The sequence below is a fragment of the Mycobacterium sp. OAE908 genome (assembly GCF_017872775.1).
GTDB lineage: Bacteria > Actinomycetota > Actinomycetes > Mycobacteriales > Mycobacteriaceae > Mycobacterium.
Map to the genome: position 1 here is coordinate 2,673,036 of NZ_JAGGJL010000001.1, position 12,460 is coordinate 2,685,495.

Genomic DNA, 12,460 nt, shown 5'->3' on the forward strand with positions numbered 1-12,460 from the left:
GATGTTCGAGCGATTCAGCCGCAGTGCACGGGTCTCCGTCGTGCTGGCTCAGGAAGAGGCCCGCGAACTGCGCGCGCAGGAGATCCGGCCGGAGCACGTGTTGGTCGGCGTTCTGCAAAGCGCAGGGCGCGATCTTTCGGCTGTGCTGTCAGACTTCGGTTTGCGGCCGGACGTCGTGCGCGACCGACTCGCCTCCGCAGATCGGTCAGACGATGAGTCCTTCGAAGCAGACGCCGACGCTTTGCGCTCGATCGGAATCGATTTGCATGCGGTGCGTGACGCCGTGGACCGGACGTTCGGCCCGGGCACCTATGACGATTCGCTGCGAAAGTCCGGTCGCCGTCCACGCCGCCGCGGCCACTTGCCGTTCACCAGATCCGCCAAGAAGGTCCTGGAACTTGCGCTACGAGAAGCACTGGCGCACAAGGACAATGGGATCAACTGTGAGCACATCGTGCTGGGGGTTCTTCGCGGCGGTGACAAGTTCACACTCGGCTTGATCAGCGAGCACGTTGATCCCGCACGGTTGCGCACAGCGGTCATCGGGCTGCTCGACGAGGCCGCCTAGCCAAACGTCAACGCCACCGCTACTGCGACGGCCCAGACGAGCATCGTCAGGCCGGTGTCGCGCAACACGGGGATAAGGTCCTTGCCGCCCAGGCCTTTTCGGATCGGACCCCATGCACGAAAGGCAAGCGGCGCCGCTATCAGCCCCGCCGCACCCCACGGTGTCGCGAGCATCAGCGCCAACGTCAGCGCCAACGCGATCAGAAGCAAGCTCTGATACAGCACCCGGGTGCGGGTGTCACCGAGTCGCACCGCCAGCGTGATCTTCCCTGACTCCTTGTCGGTGGGGATGTCGCGCAGATTGTTGGCGACCAGCACAGCCGACGACAACGAACCCATCGCCACGGCCAGCGCCAACCCGACCCAGTCGACGCGCAGCGCCTGGGTGTACTGCGTACCCAGCACAGCGACCAGACCGAAGAACACGAATACAGCGACCTCGCCGAGTCCGAGGTACCCGTACGGCTTCTTGCCGCCGGTGTACAACCATGCCCCGGCGATACACGCCGCGCCGACCGCGATCAGCCACGGCGCGCTGAACCAGGCCAGCACCACGCCGGCCACCGCTGCCACGGCGAGGCTCACCACGGCGGCCGTCAACACGCTGCGCGGCGCCGCCAGCCTCGAGCCGACCAGCCGCAACGGCCCGGCCCGAACGTCATCGGTCCCGCGGATCCCGTCGGAGTAGTCGTTGGCGTAGTTGACGCCGACGATCATCGCGACCGCCACCAGCAACGCCAAGAGCGCCTTCCACCAGCACGCGGCGTGCAGCCACGCGGCGCCGCCGGTGCCTGCGATCACCGGCGCGATTGCGTTGGGCAGCGTCCGTGGGCGGGCGCCCTCGACCCACTGCGCGAAGCTGGCCACGATCGCCAGTCTTGCACGGGCGCATGGCGTGGCAGACTGAGCGCATGGACGACCGACTCAGCAAGACAGAGATCCGCAAGGACGCTATGCAGGAAATCGTCGAGTCAGGCGCATCAACCGTGGGTGAGGTGGCGTCGATCATCACCACCGCCGTGAAGGACGTCGCGAACGCCATCGGTGGTTTCGCCACCGACATGTTCGAGATCCGCGACGCTTCCCGGCGCGCTTCGCAGCCCTCCGCCGACGAGGCCGAGGACGAGTAGCGCGACTTGCTCGGCGTCATCGGCGGCAGCGGTTTCTACACATTCTTCGGAGCCGACGCCCGCACCATCAGCCTGGACACTCCCTACGGCGCACCGAGCGCGCCGATCACGGTCGGCACGGTCGGCGATCACGAGGTCGCGTTCCTGCCCCGCCACGGCGTCAAGCACGAGTTCTCGCCGCACACAGTGCCTTATCGCGCGAACATGTGGGCGCTGCGAGCGCTGGGGGTGCGGCGCATCTTCGGGCCCTGCGCGGTCGGCAGTCTCACGCCGGACCTGGGTCCAGGCGCGATGGTCGTGCCCGATCAGTTGGTGGACCGCACAACAGGACGCGACGACACCTACTTCGATTCCGGCGGCATCCACGTCGGCTTCGCCGATCCGTACTGCCCGACGCTGCGCGCGGCGGCCGCGGAGCTACCTGGCGTCGTCGACGGCGGCACCATGGTGGTGGTTCAAGGCCCCAGGTTCTCCACCCGCGCCGAGAGCCAGTGGTTCGCACGGCAGGGCTTCACGTTGGTGAACATGACCGGCTATCCGGAAGCGGTGCTCGCCCGCGAACTCGAAATATGTTACGCCGCCATCGCTTTGGTCACCGATCTCGACGCTGGCATCGAAACTGGCGCGGGTGTGCGGGCCGTTGACGTGTTCGCCGAATTCGAACGCAACCTGGTGCCGTTCAAGAAGCTGGTGCACGAAGCGATCGACAACGTCGACACCGAACGCACGTGTACCCACTGCCTGCCGCACGACGGCGTCGAGCTGCCCTTCGATCTGCCGTGAGGGTGCTGCTCACCGGCGCGGCCGGCTTCATCGGGACTCGGGTTGCCGCGGCGCTGAGCGTCGCGGGCCACGACGTGGTGGCGGTAGATGCGATGCTCGCGGCGGCGCATGGCGCCAATGCCGAACTCCCGCTTGATGTTCAACGGGTCGATGTACGAGACGCCGCGGCGCTGGCCCCGCTACTCAAGGGGGTCGATCTCGTCTGTCATCAGGCGGCAGTCGTCGGCGCCGGGGTGGACGCTGCCGATGCGCCCTCCTATGGCAGCCACAACGACTTCGCCACCGCGGTGCTGCTCGCCGAGATGTTCGCCGCGGGCTGTCAACGGTTGGTGTTGGCCTCGTCGATGGTGGTGTACGGGCAAGGCAGGTACGAGTGCGGGGAGCACGGGCTCGTCGACCCGCTGCCACGCGCACGGGCCGACCTCGACGCAGGAATCTTCGAACACCGTTGCCCGACTTGCGCAGAGCCGGTGCAGTGGCGACTGGTCGACGAGGACGCTCCTCTTCGGCCGCGCAGCTTGTACGCGGCGAGCAAGACCGCGCAGGAGCACTACGCGCTGGCATGGGCAGAGTCGACCGGTGGTTCGGTTGCCGCGCTGCGCTACCACAATGTCTACGGCCCGGGAATGCCGCGCGACACACCCTATTCCGGCGTCGCGGCCATCTTCCGTTCACAGCTCGAAGCCGGTGACGTGCCAAGGGTTTTCGAGGACGGCGGGCAGATGCGCGACTTCGTCCACGTCGACGATGTCGCCGCAGCCAACATCGCCGCCATGAACGCGAATCGCGTTGGCTTCTCGGCGTACAACGTCTGCTCAGGGCAGCCGATCTCGATCCTGGAGATGGCCACCGAGCTGTGCGAGATGCGCGGCGATGTGCTGCCGCTCGTCACCGGCCAGTACCGCAGCGGCGACGTGCGCCACATCGTCGCCGATCCGACCCGGGCAGCCGAGCAGTTGGGTTTCCGGGCGGCCGTCGACCCCCGCGCCGGGTTACGTGAGTTCGCGTACGCCCCGCTGCGCGGTTAGCACATGTGCCGGGCGGCTTGCGGAGTAGACCGTTGCGCACCATACATACCGTATGTACGCTCATACATACGGTATGTATCTGCGAATGGGAGTGCGGCATGAGCTCTGCGATCAAGGCCATTGAGGAAGACCGGAAGGTGCTCCTGGAACTGTGTCGGCAGATGGACGACTCCGTCTGGACGAAGAACAGTGGGTGTCCGGGCTGGTCGGTGCAGGACCTGTTGTCCCACATGGCGTGCAGTTTCTGGTTGGCCGTCGACCCCTCGAGATTGCCCGATCCCGGGGGACTGCCCGCCGAGCGCGCCGCGGACTTGTATGTCGAGTCCCGCCGGTCGATGACTCCCGAGGAGCTGGTGGCCGACTACGAGTCGGTGAGCCTGCAGGGGCTGGAAGTCCTCGCCGGGCTGGAGGGTCAAGACTTCGAGGTACCGCTGGGGGATGTCGGAACCTATCCCGCCTCAGTCATTCCGATGGCGTTGGCCTTTGAGGAATACATCCACATTCGGTTCGATCTGTTCGCCCCGGACGGGCCGTTGAAGGGCGATCTGCCCCAGACCGATGAGCTGCGCATGGCGCCGACGCTCGACTGGATCGAAGTAGCGCTGCCCCAACAGAATTCGGAGCTGCTCGACCGCATGCACTCGGCGGTGGAGATACGCCTTGGCGGCATGTGTGCACGCACGCTGCGCGTCGGCAGGGGCGACGTGGTTGCCCACGTCGAGTCCGACTCGCAAGCGTTCGTGCGGTGGGTGACTCAGCGCGGCACCTGGGACGAGCTGGGCGTCCACTCCGACGGAGATGCGGTGGCTCTGGAGATCGTCCGGCAGCTGCGCGTGATCTGATTGGCCCGCGGGTGTCGGACCGCCTGTCGACAACAGGTATGACTTAGTAATACTGGTGGCATGAAGCCAGCCATCTGTGAACAGTTCGGCATCGATTTCCCGCTCTTCGCGTTCAGCCACTGCAGAGACGTCGTGGCTGCGGTCACCAACGCAGGCGGGTTCGGCGTGCTCGGTGCGACGGCGTTCACGCCGGACTGGCTGGACAAGGAGCTGTCGTGGATCGACGAGCATGTGGACGGCAGGCCGTACGGCGTCGACCTCATCGTGCCTGCCAAGTTCGAGGGCAAGGGCGAGAAGCTCGCACCCGGTGAGCTGGCGTCCCGGATCCCTGACGACTACCGCGGATTCATCGCGGAATTGCTTGCGGCCCATGACATCGAGCCCGAGGAGTCACCGCGCACCGGTCCGTCGTTCCTGTCCGGTGACACCGGCAAGGACCTGCTGGAGGTCGCATTCAGCCATCCGATCAAGCTGATCGCCAATGCGCTTGGCGTGCCGCCGGATTACATGATCGACGCGGGCAAGGAGCGGGGTGTGCCCGTCGCCGCACTGGTCGGCGCCAAGGAGCACGCCGCCAAGCAGGTGCAGGCCGGGGTTGACTTGATCGTCGCGCAGGGCACCGAGGCCGGTGGGCATTGCGGCGAAATCACGACACTGGTTCTGATCCCCGAAGTCATAGAGGCCATCGAGGGCGCGGTGCCGGTGCTCGCGGCGGGCGGGATCGTGACGGGCAGGCAGATGGCCGCCACCGTCGCGATGGGCGCCGACGGCGCATGGACCGGATCGGTCTGGCTCACGACGGAGGAGGCCGAGACGGCGCCGCACACCGTCCAGAAGATGCTGGAGGCGACGTCGCGCGACACCATCCGATCGGCCGGGCGCACCGGAAAGCCTGCGCGCCAACTGAAGTCGGAGTGGACGGATGCGTGGCAGCCGAACGAGGGCGGCCGCAAGCCGTTGCCGCTTCCGCTGCAGTCGATGTTGAGCGAGCCGATCATTCGGCGGGTCGACGCGCTGGCCTCACAAGGGCATCCGGGCGCGCAGGCGCTGGCCACCTACTTCGTCGGGCAGGGCGTGGGCCTGATGAACAAGGTCAAGCCCGCCCGCGAAGTGGTGCGCGAGTTCATCGAGGACTACCTCGCCGCAACGGAGCGGCTCAGCAACTCGCTGCCTGACTAGGCGACCTACGGCACGCTGACGCAGCCAACGCCGGGCACGCAGCCGCCGCCTCCGCCGGGGCCTCCGCCGCCGGTCGGACCACCGGGAACGCTGCCGCCGCCACCGCCTGGACCACCGCCGCCGGTCGGACCACCGGGAACGGCACCGCCGCCGCCACCGGGGCCGCCGCTGCCGGTCGGGCCCCCTGGAACTGCGCCGCCGCCGCCACCTGGACCGCCGCTACCCGTCGGGCCGCCGGGAACCGCTGTTCCGGTGGTCGTCGCAGGCGCGGTCGTGGTCGCCGAGGTCGTGGTAGTCGTCGTACTCGTAGTGCTCGTCGATTCGCCCTTGTCACCGCCGCCGCATCCGACAGCCAGAACCATCGCAGCCGCGCCGCCGAACAGCGCGATCCCTGTCCTTGCACCCGATTTCATGAACCCCTCCTTGTCGCTCCGTCCGGGTTACCCGCAGCGGAGGGGTCGAAACGCGGGGCCCTTTTTCAGTCGTCGAAGTCGATGCGCACCGAGATCGGGTCGCTTTCCATCGCCCGCATCGCCAGCGCGGCGGCCGATTGGCTGAGCTTGCCATCGCCGCCGATACTGCGGGCCCGGGCACGTACGTCGTCGTCGGGCTCGAAAGTGGCTGTGCCGCTATGCCATTGGTTGTTGACTCGCACGCGGACCTTCGGATTGGCTGCGATGTTGTGCGCCCAACCCGCGCGCCGGCCATGCTGCGAGATCACCCACACCCCGCGCTCGTCGGCGCGGCCGGTGAGAGGGACACGGCGCGGCTGACCGCTCTTGGCGCCAGTGGTTTCGAGTTCCACGACGAGCGATGAGCGGATGCCGATGCGATCCATCGCCGCGACGAGCGGATTGACCACAGCGCGGCCCATCCGTCGCTCGAACTTGAACTTGCGCAGCGCCTTGTTTGCCATAGTGAACGACGATAATAGAACGATCACTCAACTACAAGCCTTTGAGCGATATCGCCTAGTCCGCCAGCGGCAACCGCACCTCGAACCGGGCGCCCGTCGCCAGGTTGTGGGCCGACAAGGTGCCGCGATGCGCCTGCACCAGGCCCGCGGCGATCGCCAACCCCAGTCCCGACCCGCTGGGCAGCGACGAGTCCGCTCTCGGCACCCGATCGTTGGAGCCGCGGTAGGCCACGTCGAACACCCGCGGTAGATCCGCCTCGTCGATTCCCACCCCGGTGTCGTCGACGCGGGCCCATGCGCCGTTCTCGTCGGACCCCAGCGCCAGCGACACCCTGCCGCCCGACGGTGTGTGGGCGATCGCGTTGGCCACGAGATTGGACAGCACCCGCACCAACGCGCGGTCGCTGCCGAGCACCTGCACCGGCTTGTTCGGCAGATCAGCTCTCAACACCACGCCGGCACGCTCGGCCGCGATCCGGTGCGCGGCCAGCACGTCGTCGACGACCTCGTCCAGGGCTACCTTGTCGAAAACGGGCTCGACCGCGCCCGCGTTGATCTTCGACATCTCGAACAGGTCATCCACCATCTCGGAGAGCCGAATCGACTCCTGCTCAATGGTTTTCGCGTGCACGCGGACCTCTGAATCGGGGACGACGCCGTCGGCGATGGCCTCCGACACGGCCCGTATCCCGGCCAGCGGCGTGCGCAGGTCGTGGCTGACGAACGCCACCAGCCGGCGCCGCGAATGTTCGGCAGCGCGCTCGGAATCGCGGATGTCCTGCTCCCACACCGTTCTTCGGGCCTGGTACCGCGCCAGCATCACCGCGGCCGGAATCGTAACCACCGACACGATCACCAGCACAATGGCCGTGCGCTCGAACGTCTCGGTGATCATGAACCCGCTTGCGCCGAGCACGCCTGAGAACGTCGCCAACACCGGGATCAAGACCAGCGCCACCATGCTGACCGCCAGCGACCACGACCGCGCCAGCCGGATGATGATCGCGCCGGCCAGCACGACGGGCACAGAACAGGCCAGCGCCAACGCGGCGATCTCCCACAGATCAGTCGGCACTATTGCCACTCCACAGATACCCGCGGCCCCACACCGTCTGCACTCGATGATGCTCGCCGAGCTTGGACCGCAATCGTTTGACGTGCACGGTGACTGTCGACAGGTCACCAAAGTCCCAGCGCCACACCTGCTTCAACAACTCTTCGCGAGAGAACACGGTGTCGGTGTGGGTGAGGAAGAACATCAGCAGGTCGAACTCACGGTTGGTCAGGCTGACCGGCTCGCCGTCGACGGTCACCGAACGGGCGGCGGTGGACACGGTCATGTCGCCGACGGTCATGTCCATCGGCAGCACGCTCGACGGCGACGGCGACCGCCGCAATACCGAACGCACGCGCAGCGCCAGCTCTCGCGGGCTGAACGGCTTGGTCAGGTAGTCGTCCGCGCCGGCCTCGAGCCCGGCGATGCGATCGTCCTCCTCGCCCAGCGCCGTCAGCAGGATGACGGGCATGCTGTAGCCGCCGCGCTGTCGCAGGGTTCGGCACAGCGTCAAGCCGTCCGGACCCGGCATCATCACGTCGAGCACCGCGACGTCGATGCGCTCCGAGCCGAGCAGCCGCAGGGCCTCCGTGCCGTCGTGGGCGATCGAGACGTCGAGGCCGTCGCGCTCCAGATATCGGCGCACGACATCGCGCACCACGATGTCGTCATCGGCGATCAGCACTCGCGTCATGTTTTCGACCTTATCGTCGCGGCGCTACTACCAGCGCCTATGTCATTGTTCCGTCACTGTTCATTCGTTGCCGCCTGCGTTGTGGACGGCCTACCGTCAGCAGATATGCCTGACGTGACGGTCGTGCTGCCCTGCCTCAACGAGGCGGCGTCGCTACCGGGCGTGCTGGCAGCGCTCCCCGACGGGTATCGGGCGCTGGTGGTCGACAACAACAGCACCGACGACACCGCGGACGTCGCGCGTGCCCACGGCGCCGACCTGGTCGCCGAACAGCGTCCCGGCTACGGCTCGGCCGTGCACGCCGGGGTCGTCGCGGCGACGACGGACATCGTCGCGGTCATCGATGCCGACGGCTCACTCGATCCACGCGAGCTGCCCGCGTTGGTCGACGAACTCGATCGTGGCGCCGACATGGCCATAGGTCGTCGCCGCGCGGTCAACGGGCTGCGGTGGCCGTGGCACGCGCGGCTGGGCACCGCCGCGGTGTGCTGGCGACTGCGCACCCGGTACGGGTTGCCGGTGCACGACATCGCGCCGATGCGGGTGGTGCGGCGCGAGGCGCTGCTGGCGCTGGGTGTGACGGACCGCCGATTCGGCTATCCGCTGGAACTACTGGTGCGCGCGGCGCAAGCGGGCTGGCGCGTGGTCGAACGTGACGTCGCATACGGCCCGCGCACTGGCGGCAAGTCGAAAGTGAGCGGTTCGATCCGTGGGAGTTTCGTTGCGGCGCTGGACTTCTGGAGGGCGATCTGATGATTCCCGTCGCAGTGCTGGTGGTCGCCAAGGCGCCGGTGCCAGGCCAGGCCAAGACCCGGCTGGCAGCCGGCATCGGGGAACGTGCCGCTGCCGACATCGCAGCTGCGGCGCTGCTGGACACCTTGGATGCGGTCGCCGATGCGCCGGTCGCCGAGCGGGTGGTCGCGTTGACGGGAAACCTTGAGGACGCCTGCGCGGGCACGCAGATCCGGTCGCGGCTGGCCGATTTCACCGTGGTCCCGCAGCGCGGCGTGACCTTCGCCGAGCGGCTGGCGAATGCCCACGTCGACGCCGCCTCGGCCACCAGCGGGCTGCCGGTGCTGCAGATCGGCATGGACACCCCGCAGGTGACCGGCGAGCTGATCGGGGAATGTGCGCGCGAACTGCTCGCAGCCGACGCCGTGCTCGGGCTCGCCCGCGACGGCGGCTGGTGGGTGCTGGGTGTGACCAGGCCCGCGATGGCCGACTGCCTGCGCACCATTCCGATGTCGCGCGCCGACACCGGCGCTGTAACGCTGGCCGCACTTTCGGGCACTGCAACCAATGTGAGCCTGGTTCCCACGCTGGCCGACGTGGACACCGTCGACGACGTCGAGCGCGTTCGGCGGGATTGCGCGTCCGACAGTCGATTCGCGCACGCGACGCAGGGCGTGTCGCATGCTCGGTAACCTCTACGACCGCGCGCTTGACGGCGAGCGGTGCTGGCTTCGCCACGACGACGGCAGGCTCGACCGGCTGCCCATCCGGAGCTGGCTGGGCGGCCGCAAGGCCGACAAACGGTTCGATCACGAGGTGGTCGGGCTGTGCGAGGGGCCGACCATCGACTTGGGTTGTGGCCCTGGACGATTGGTGGCTCACTTGATCCAGCGTGGGGTACCGGCGCTCGGCGTCGACCAATCCGCCACCGCCGTCGCACTGGCGCACCGCAGCGGTGCGCCTGCCCTGCGCCGCGACGTGTTCGACCCGCTACCGGGGACCGGTCGGTGGCACAACGTGCTGTTGGCCGACGGCAACGTCGGCCTCGGCGGCGACCCGTGGCGAATCCTGCGCCGGGCAGGCGAACTGCTGCGCCCACGGGGCCGCTGTCTTGCCGAATTCGACTCGGCCATCGACGGAATCCACACCGGATGGGTTCGGCTCGAATCGCGACGCACGATCGGGCCGTGGTTCCGGTGGGCCTCGGTCGGCGTCGATTGCGCGGCGCGGTTGGCCGACGACGTCGGCCTCGCGGTGGTGGGCGTCCACCCGATCGGCCGCCGCGTGGTGGCCAGCCTGGCGGCGAAATGAAGACCGAGAGCCTGCGGGGCACAGCCGTCACCGCTCGCGTCGGCCTCGCATTGGGCGTCGCGGTCTCGGTGTGCTTCATCACCGGGCTGATCAGTCATTTCATTCAGCACCCGCAGCCGTGGTTCTTCTGGCCAACCCGTCCTGTCTGGCTGTACCGGGTGACCCAGGGCCTACATGTCATCTCGGGCATCGCGGCCATTCCGCTGATCATCGTCAAGCTGTGGTCGGTGTGGCCAAAACTGTTCGAGCGTCCCATCATTGGCGGGTTGGTCCGGCAGATCGAGCGATTGTCGATCCTGGTGCTGGTGGGGTCCATGCTGTTTCAGCTGTCGACCGGGCTGATGAACATCGCGCAGTGGTATGCGTTCAAATTCTTCTTCACCACCAGTCACTACGCGATGGCCTACGTCGCGGCAGGGGCGGTGCTCGTGCACATCGGTGTGAAGCTGCCGGTGATTCGCCGCGCGCTTGGCGAGCCAATCGATGAAGTGCCCGTTGCGGACGGCCCGACCCGGCGCACGGTGCTGCGCGGGACATGGCTTGCCGTCGCGCTTGCCACCGTCGTCACGGCGGGCCAAACGGTCCCGCTGCTTCGCAAGGTTTCGGTACTCGCGCCACGCTCAGGCCAAGGGCCGCAAGGTGTTCCGATCAACAGGTCAGCGATCGCGGCGGGCGTGCTGCGCAGCGCACGGTCACCGGATTACCGCTTGACGGTGACGAACGGTTCGACGACGCGAGCGTTCAGCCTTGCCGACCTGCAGGCGATGAAACAGGCCACGCACCGACTGCCGATCGCGTGCGTCGAGGGCTGGAGTGTCGACGCCGAGTGGGCTGGTGTGGTGCTGGCCGATCTGGTCGCCGCGGTCGGTGGCTCGCGTGATTCCGACGTGCGGATGATCTCGCTGGAACCGCCGGGACCCTACTCGCGGACGGTACTGCCCTCGCGGCATGCCCGCGACGACAGGACATTGATCGCGTTGAAGCTCAACGGCCAGCCACTCGATCTGGACCACGGCTATCCGTGCCGGCTGATCGCGCCGACGAGACCCGGTGTGCTGCAAACGAAGTGGCTGTCCCGTATCGAGGTTGTGCCATGAGGGTGATGTTGGTGGCCCTCGGTGTGCTGATCGGCGCATATGGCGCGGTGCTGCTGTGGGAGAACCCACCGGTGATAATCATGCGAATCCTGGTGTGGGCGCTTGTCGGTATTGTGCTGCACGACTTGGTTTTCGCGCCGCTGTGTGTGGCGTTGGGGTTCGCGGCCCGCAGGCTGATCCCGGGTAAGTGGTGGCCGCCGATCGCGGTGGCCGCGCTCTGCAGCGTCGTGCTGGTGTTCCTTGCGATCCCGGTATACGGCAGGCCGGGTATGCGGCCGGACAACATGACTGTGCTCGACCGCAATTACCCTGTCGGCCTCTGGATTTCGCTTGGCGTGGTGTGGGCCTGCGTGCCGTTGTATTACGTGGCTGCGCGTCTCCGCGGGTTGAGGACCCGTTCACGGTCCTAGGGCCGGTTTCGACACCAGGGTCGTTGGTCGGCGCCGCAGCGGTTGTACCCACAGCCCTGATGTCGAAAACCACCATGGGCCTCAGTTGGACATACTGGCGAACATCCCGGCCTGATACGAACCGGCCGGATTCCGCACGATCACGTTGAGCCGGTTGGCCGCATTCGTCAGCGCAATCAGACCGATCAGCGCAACGATCTCGTCGTCGTCATAGTGCTTGCGGACCTGCGCCCAGGTCTCGTCGGAAACCCCGTCGTGGGCGTCTGCGAGTCGGGTGCCCTCCTCGGCGAGTGCCAGCGCCGCTCGCTCGGCCTCGCTGAACACGATCGCCTCGCGCCACGCCACAACCAAGTTGAGCCGCACCGCGGACTCACCTGCGGCCGCGGCCTCTTTGGTGTGCATGTCAATACAGGGTGCACAGCCGTTGATCTGACTGACCCGCAGACTGACTAACTCCTGGGTGGCCTTCGGCAGCGATGACTCGGCGAGCACCAGGGCCGCGCCGGCGAACCGCTTGCTGAACCTGACGGCGAGCGCGTTGCCCATGATGTCGAATCGGGCGTCCATTACTTCCTCCTCGGTCACGGTGTTGCATGGGACGAACATGAGATGCCGACGGACCGACCGCTGTGACAGCGCGATGACGTGACGTGGGCCACAGCCGGTCGGATGTCACAGAATGGCCTTGTCCGGTGTCTGGTGGGTGACCGACAAAAG

At 67.2% G+C, this 12,460-nt stretch carries 17 protein-coding genes; 11 read left to right on the forward strand and 6 right to left on the reverse strand.

The features are described from left to right. The first annotated feature begins 1 nt into the window (after nt 1). Nucleotides 2-568: a Clp protease gene (locus tag J3E61_RS13145; protein ID WP_210083837.1), complete on the forward strand. Its 567-nt coding sequence runs from the start codon at nt 2-4 to the stop codon at nt 566-568. On the opposite strand, the gene J3E61_RS13150 is transcribed toward J3E61_RS13145, so the two are convergent. Then, nucleotides 565-1,434 carry a 1,4-dihydroxy-2-naphthoate polyprenyltransferase gene (locus J3E61_RS13150; protein ID WP_210083838.1) on the reverse strand — a complete coding sequence of 290 codons (870 nt, stop codon included), beginning with the start codon at nt 1,432-1,434 and terminating at the stop codon, nt 565-567. The two genes, J3E61_RS13145 and J3E61_RS13150, sit on opposite strands and share 4 nt — an antisense overlap. Nucleotides 1,435-1,478: 44 nt before the next feature. Between J3E61_RS13150 and J3E61_RS13155 the strand changes: the two genes are divergently transcribed. The 5 genes from J3E61_RS13155 to J3E61_RS13175 all read left to right on the forward strand — a co-directional run bounded on the left by J3E61_RS13155 (nt 1,479) and on the right by J3E61_RS13175 (nt 5,529). Further along, a complete protein-coding gene (locus J3E61_RS13155) occupies nt 1,479-1,697 on the forward strand; it encodes a hypothetical protein (protein ID WP_192725460.1) in 219 nt (72 codons plus the stop codon). Between the two features lie 6 nt (nt 1,698-1,703). Next, nucleotides 1,704-2,480 carry an S-methyl-5'-thioadenosine phosphorylase gene (locus tag J3E61_RS13160; protein WP_192725459.1) on the forward strand — a complete coding sequence of 259 codons (777 nt, stop codon included), beginning with the start codon at nt 1,704-1,706 and terminating at the stop codon, nt 2,478-2,480. Next, complete coding sequence (locus J3E61_RS13165; protein ID WP_210083839.1) at nt 2,477-3,508, forward strand: NAD-dependent epimerase/dehydratase family protein; 1,032 nt, start codon at nt 2,477-2,479, stop codon at nt 3,506-3,508. Before J3E61_RS13160 ends, J3E61_RS13165 begins: the two co-directional genes overlap by 4 nt. A 98-nt stretch (nt 3,509-3,606) precedes the next feature. Next, nucleotides 3,607-4,350 (forward strand): maleylpyruvate isomerase family mycothiol-dependent enzyme, encoded by a 744-nt coding sequence (locus J3E61_RS13170; protein ID WP_210083840.1) that lies wholly within the window; start codon nt 3,607-3,609, stop codon nt 4,348-4,350. Between the two features lie 60 nt (nt 4,351-4,410). After that, the gene (locus J3E61_RS13175) at nt 4,411-5,529 is read left to right on the forward strand and encodes a nitronate monooxygenase (RefSeq protein ID WP_192725456.1); all 1,119 of its coding nucleotides are present in this window, start codon (nt 4,411-4,413) and stop codon (nt 5,527-5,529) included. A 5-nt stretch (nt 5,530-5,534) separates the two neighbouring features. Here the strand turns inward: J3E61_RS13175 and J3E61_RS13180 are convergent, their stop codons facing one another. The 4 genes from J3E61_RS13180 to J3E61_RS13195 all read right to left on the reverse strand — a co-directional run bounded on the left by J3E61_RS13180 (nt 5,535) and on the right by J3E61_RS13195 (nt 8,193). After that, entirely contained in the window at nt 5,535-5,942 is a 408-nt protein-coding gene (locus tag J3E61_RS13180) for a hypothetical protein (RefSeq protein ID WP_192725455.1), read from the reverse strand. Between the two features lie 65 nt (nt 5,943-6,007). Next, nucleotides 6,008-6,445, reverse strand: a complete 438-nt coding sequence (locus J3E61_RS13185; protein ID WP_192725454.1) for a nitroreductase family deazaflavin-dependent oxidoreductase — start codon at nt 6,443-6,445, stop codon at nt 6,008-6,010. Between the two features lie 55 nt (nt 6,446-6,500). Further along, nucleotides 6,501-7,523 (reverse strand): HAMP domain-containing histidine kinase, encoded by a 1,023-nt coding sequence (locus J3E61_RS13190; RefSeq protein ID WP_210085536.1) that lies wholly within the window; start codon nt 7,521-7,523, stop codon nt 6,501-6,503. Then, on the reverse strand, nt 7,510-8,193 hold the full coding sequence (locus J3E61_RS13195) for a response regulator (protein WP_192725452.1): 684 nt from the start codon (nt 8,191-8,193) through the stop codon (nt 7,510-7,512). The genes J3E61_RS13190 and J3E61_RS13195 overlap by 14 nt, the downstream gene beginning before the upstream one ends. Nucleotides 8,194-8,298: 105 nt before the next feature. On the opposite strand from J3E61_RS13195, the gene J3E61_RS13200 reads away from it, so the two are divergent. Genes J3E61_RS13200 through J3E61_RS13220 form a run of 5 tightly spaced genes read left to right on the forward strand, consistent with a single transcriptional unit; the run spans nt 8,299 to nt 11,743 of the window. Next, nucleotides 8,299-8,946 (forward strand): glycosyltransferase family 2 protein, encoded by a 648-nt coding sequence (locus J3E61_RS13200; RefSeq protein WP_210083841.1) that lies wholly within the window; start codon nt 8,299-8,301, stop codon nt 8,944-8,946. Beyond that, nucleotides 8,946-9,617: a DUF2064 domain-containing protein gene (locus J3E61_RS13205; protein WP_210083842.1), complete on the forward strand. Its 672-nt coding sequence runs from the start codon at nt 8,946-8,948 to the stop codon at nt 9,615-9,617. Before J3E61_RS13200 ends, J3E61_RS13205 begins: the two co-directional genes overlap by 1 nt. Continuing rightward, on the forward strand, nt 9,607-10,236 hold the full coding sequence (locus J3E61_RS13210; protein WP_210083843.1) for an SAM-dependent methyltransferase: 630 nt from the start codon (nt 9,607-9,609) through the stop codon (nt 10,234-10,236). The genes J3E61_RS13205 and J3E61_RS13210 overlap by 11 nt, the downstream gene beginning before the upstream one ends. Then, nucleotides 10,233-11,333 carry a molybdopterin-dependent oxidoreductase gene (locus tag J3E61_RS13215; RefSeq protein WP_192725448.1) on the forward strand — a complete coding sequence of 367 codons (1,101 nt, stop codon included), beginning with the start codon at nt 10,233-10,235 and terminating at the stop codon, nt 11,331-11,333. The genes J3E61_RS13210 and J3E61_RS13215 overlap by 4 nt, the downstream gene beginning before the upstream one ends. Further along, the gene (locus tag J3E61_RS13220; RefSeq protein WP_210083844.1) at nt 11,330-11,743 is read left to right on the forward strand and encodes a hypothetical protein; all 414 of its coding nucleotides are present in this window, start codon (nt 11,330-11,332) and stop codon (nt 11,741-11,743) included. The genes J3E61_RS13215 and J3E61_RS13220 overlap by 4 nt, the downstream gene beginning before the upstream one ends. Nucleotides 11,744-11,824: 81 nt before the next feature. Here J3E61_RS13220 and J3E61_RS13225 read toward each other — a convergent pair whose 3' ends face one another. Then, nucleotides 11,825-12,310 carry a carboxymuconolactone decarboxylase family protein gene (locus J3E61_RS13225; protein WP_210083845.1) on the reverse strand — a complete coding sequence of 162 codons (486 nt, stop codon included), beginning with the start codon at nt 12,308-12,310 and terminating at the stop codon, nt 11,825-11,827. Nucleotides 12,311-12,460: the final 150 nt, after the last annotated feature.

Coding starts and splice junctions, on each gene's coding strand:
- J3E61_RS13145 (WP_210083837.1), top strand. CDS start 2: ATGTTCGAGCGATTCAGCCGCAGTGCACGGGTCTCCGTCGTGCTGGCT.
- J3E61_RS13205 (WP_210083842.1), top strand. CDS start 8,946: ATGATTCCCGTCGCAGTGCTGGTGGTCGCCAAGGCGCCGGTGCCAGGC.
- J3E61_RS13155 (WP_192725460.1), top strand. CDS start 1,479: ATGGACGACCGACTCAGCAAGACAGAGATCCGCAAGGACGCTATGCAG.
- J3E61_RS13180 (WP_192725455.1), bottom strand. CDS start 5,942: ATGAAATCGGGTGCAAGGACAGGGATCGCGCTGTTCGGCGGCGCGGCT.
- J3E61_RS13185 (WP_192725454.1), bottom strand. CDS start 6,445: ATGGCAAACAAGGCGCTGCGCAAGTTCAAGTTCGAGCGACGGATGGGC.
- J3E61_RS13195 (WP_192725452.1), bottom strand. CDS start 8,193: ATGACGCGAGTGCTGATCGCCGATGACGACATCGTGGTGCGCGATGTC.
- J3E61_RS13170 (WP_210083840.1), top strand. CDS start 3,607: ATGAGCTCTGCGATCAAGGCCATTGAGGAAGACCGGAAGGTGCTCCTG.
- J3E61_RS13200 (WP_210083841.1), top strand. CDS start 8,299: ATGCCTGACGTGACGGTCGTGCTGCCCTGCCTCAACGAGGCGGCGTCG.
- J3E61_RS13225 (WP_210083845.1), bottom strand. CDS start 12,310: ATGGACGCCCGATTCGACATCATGGGCAACGCGCTCGCCGTCAGGTTC.
- J3E61_RS13175 (WP_192725456.1), top strand. CDS start 4,411: ATGAAGCCAGCCATCTGTGAACAGTTCGGCATCGATTTCCCGCTCTTC.
- J3E61_RS13210 (WP_210083843.1), top strand. CDS start 9,607: ATGCTCGGTAACCTCTACGACCGCGCGCTTGACGGCGAGCGGTGCTGG.
- J3E61_RS13220 (WP_210083844.1), top strand. CDS start 11,330: ATGAGGGTGATGTTGGTGGCCCTCGGTGTGCTGATCGGCGCATATGGC.
- J3E61_RS13215 (WP_192725448.1), top strand. CDS start 10,233: ATGAAGACCGAGAGCCTGCGGGGCACAGCCGTCACCGCTCGCGTCGGC.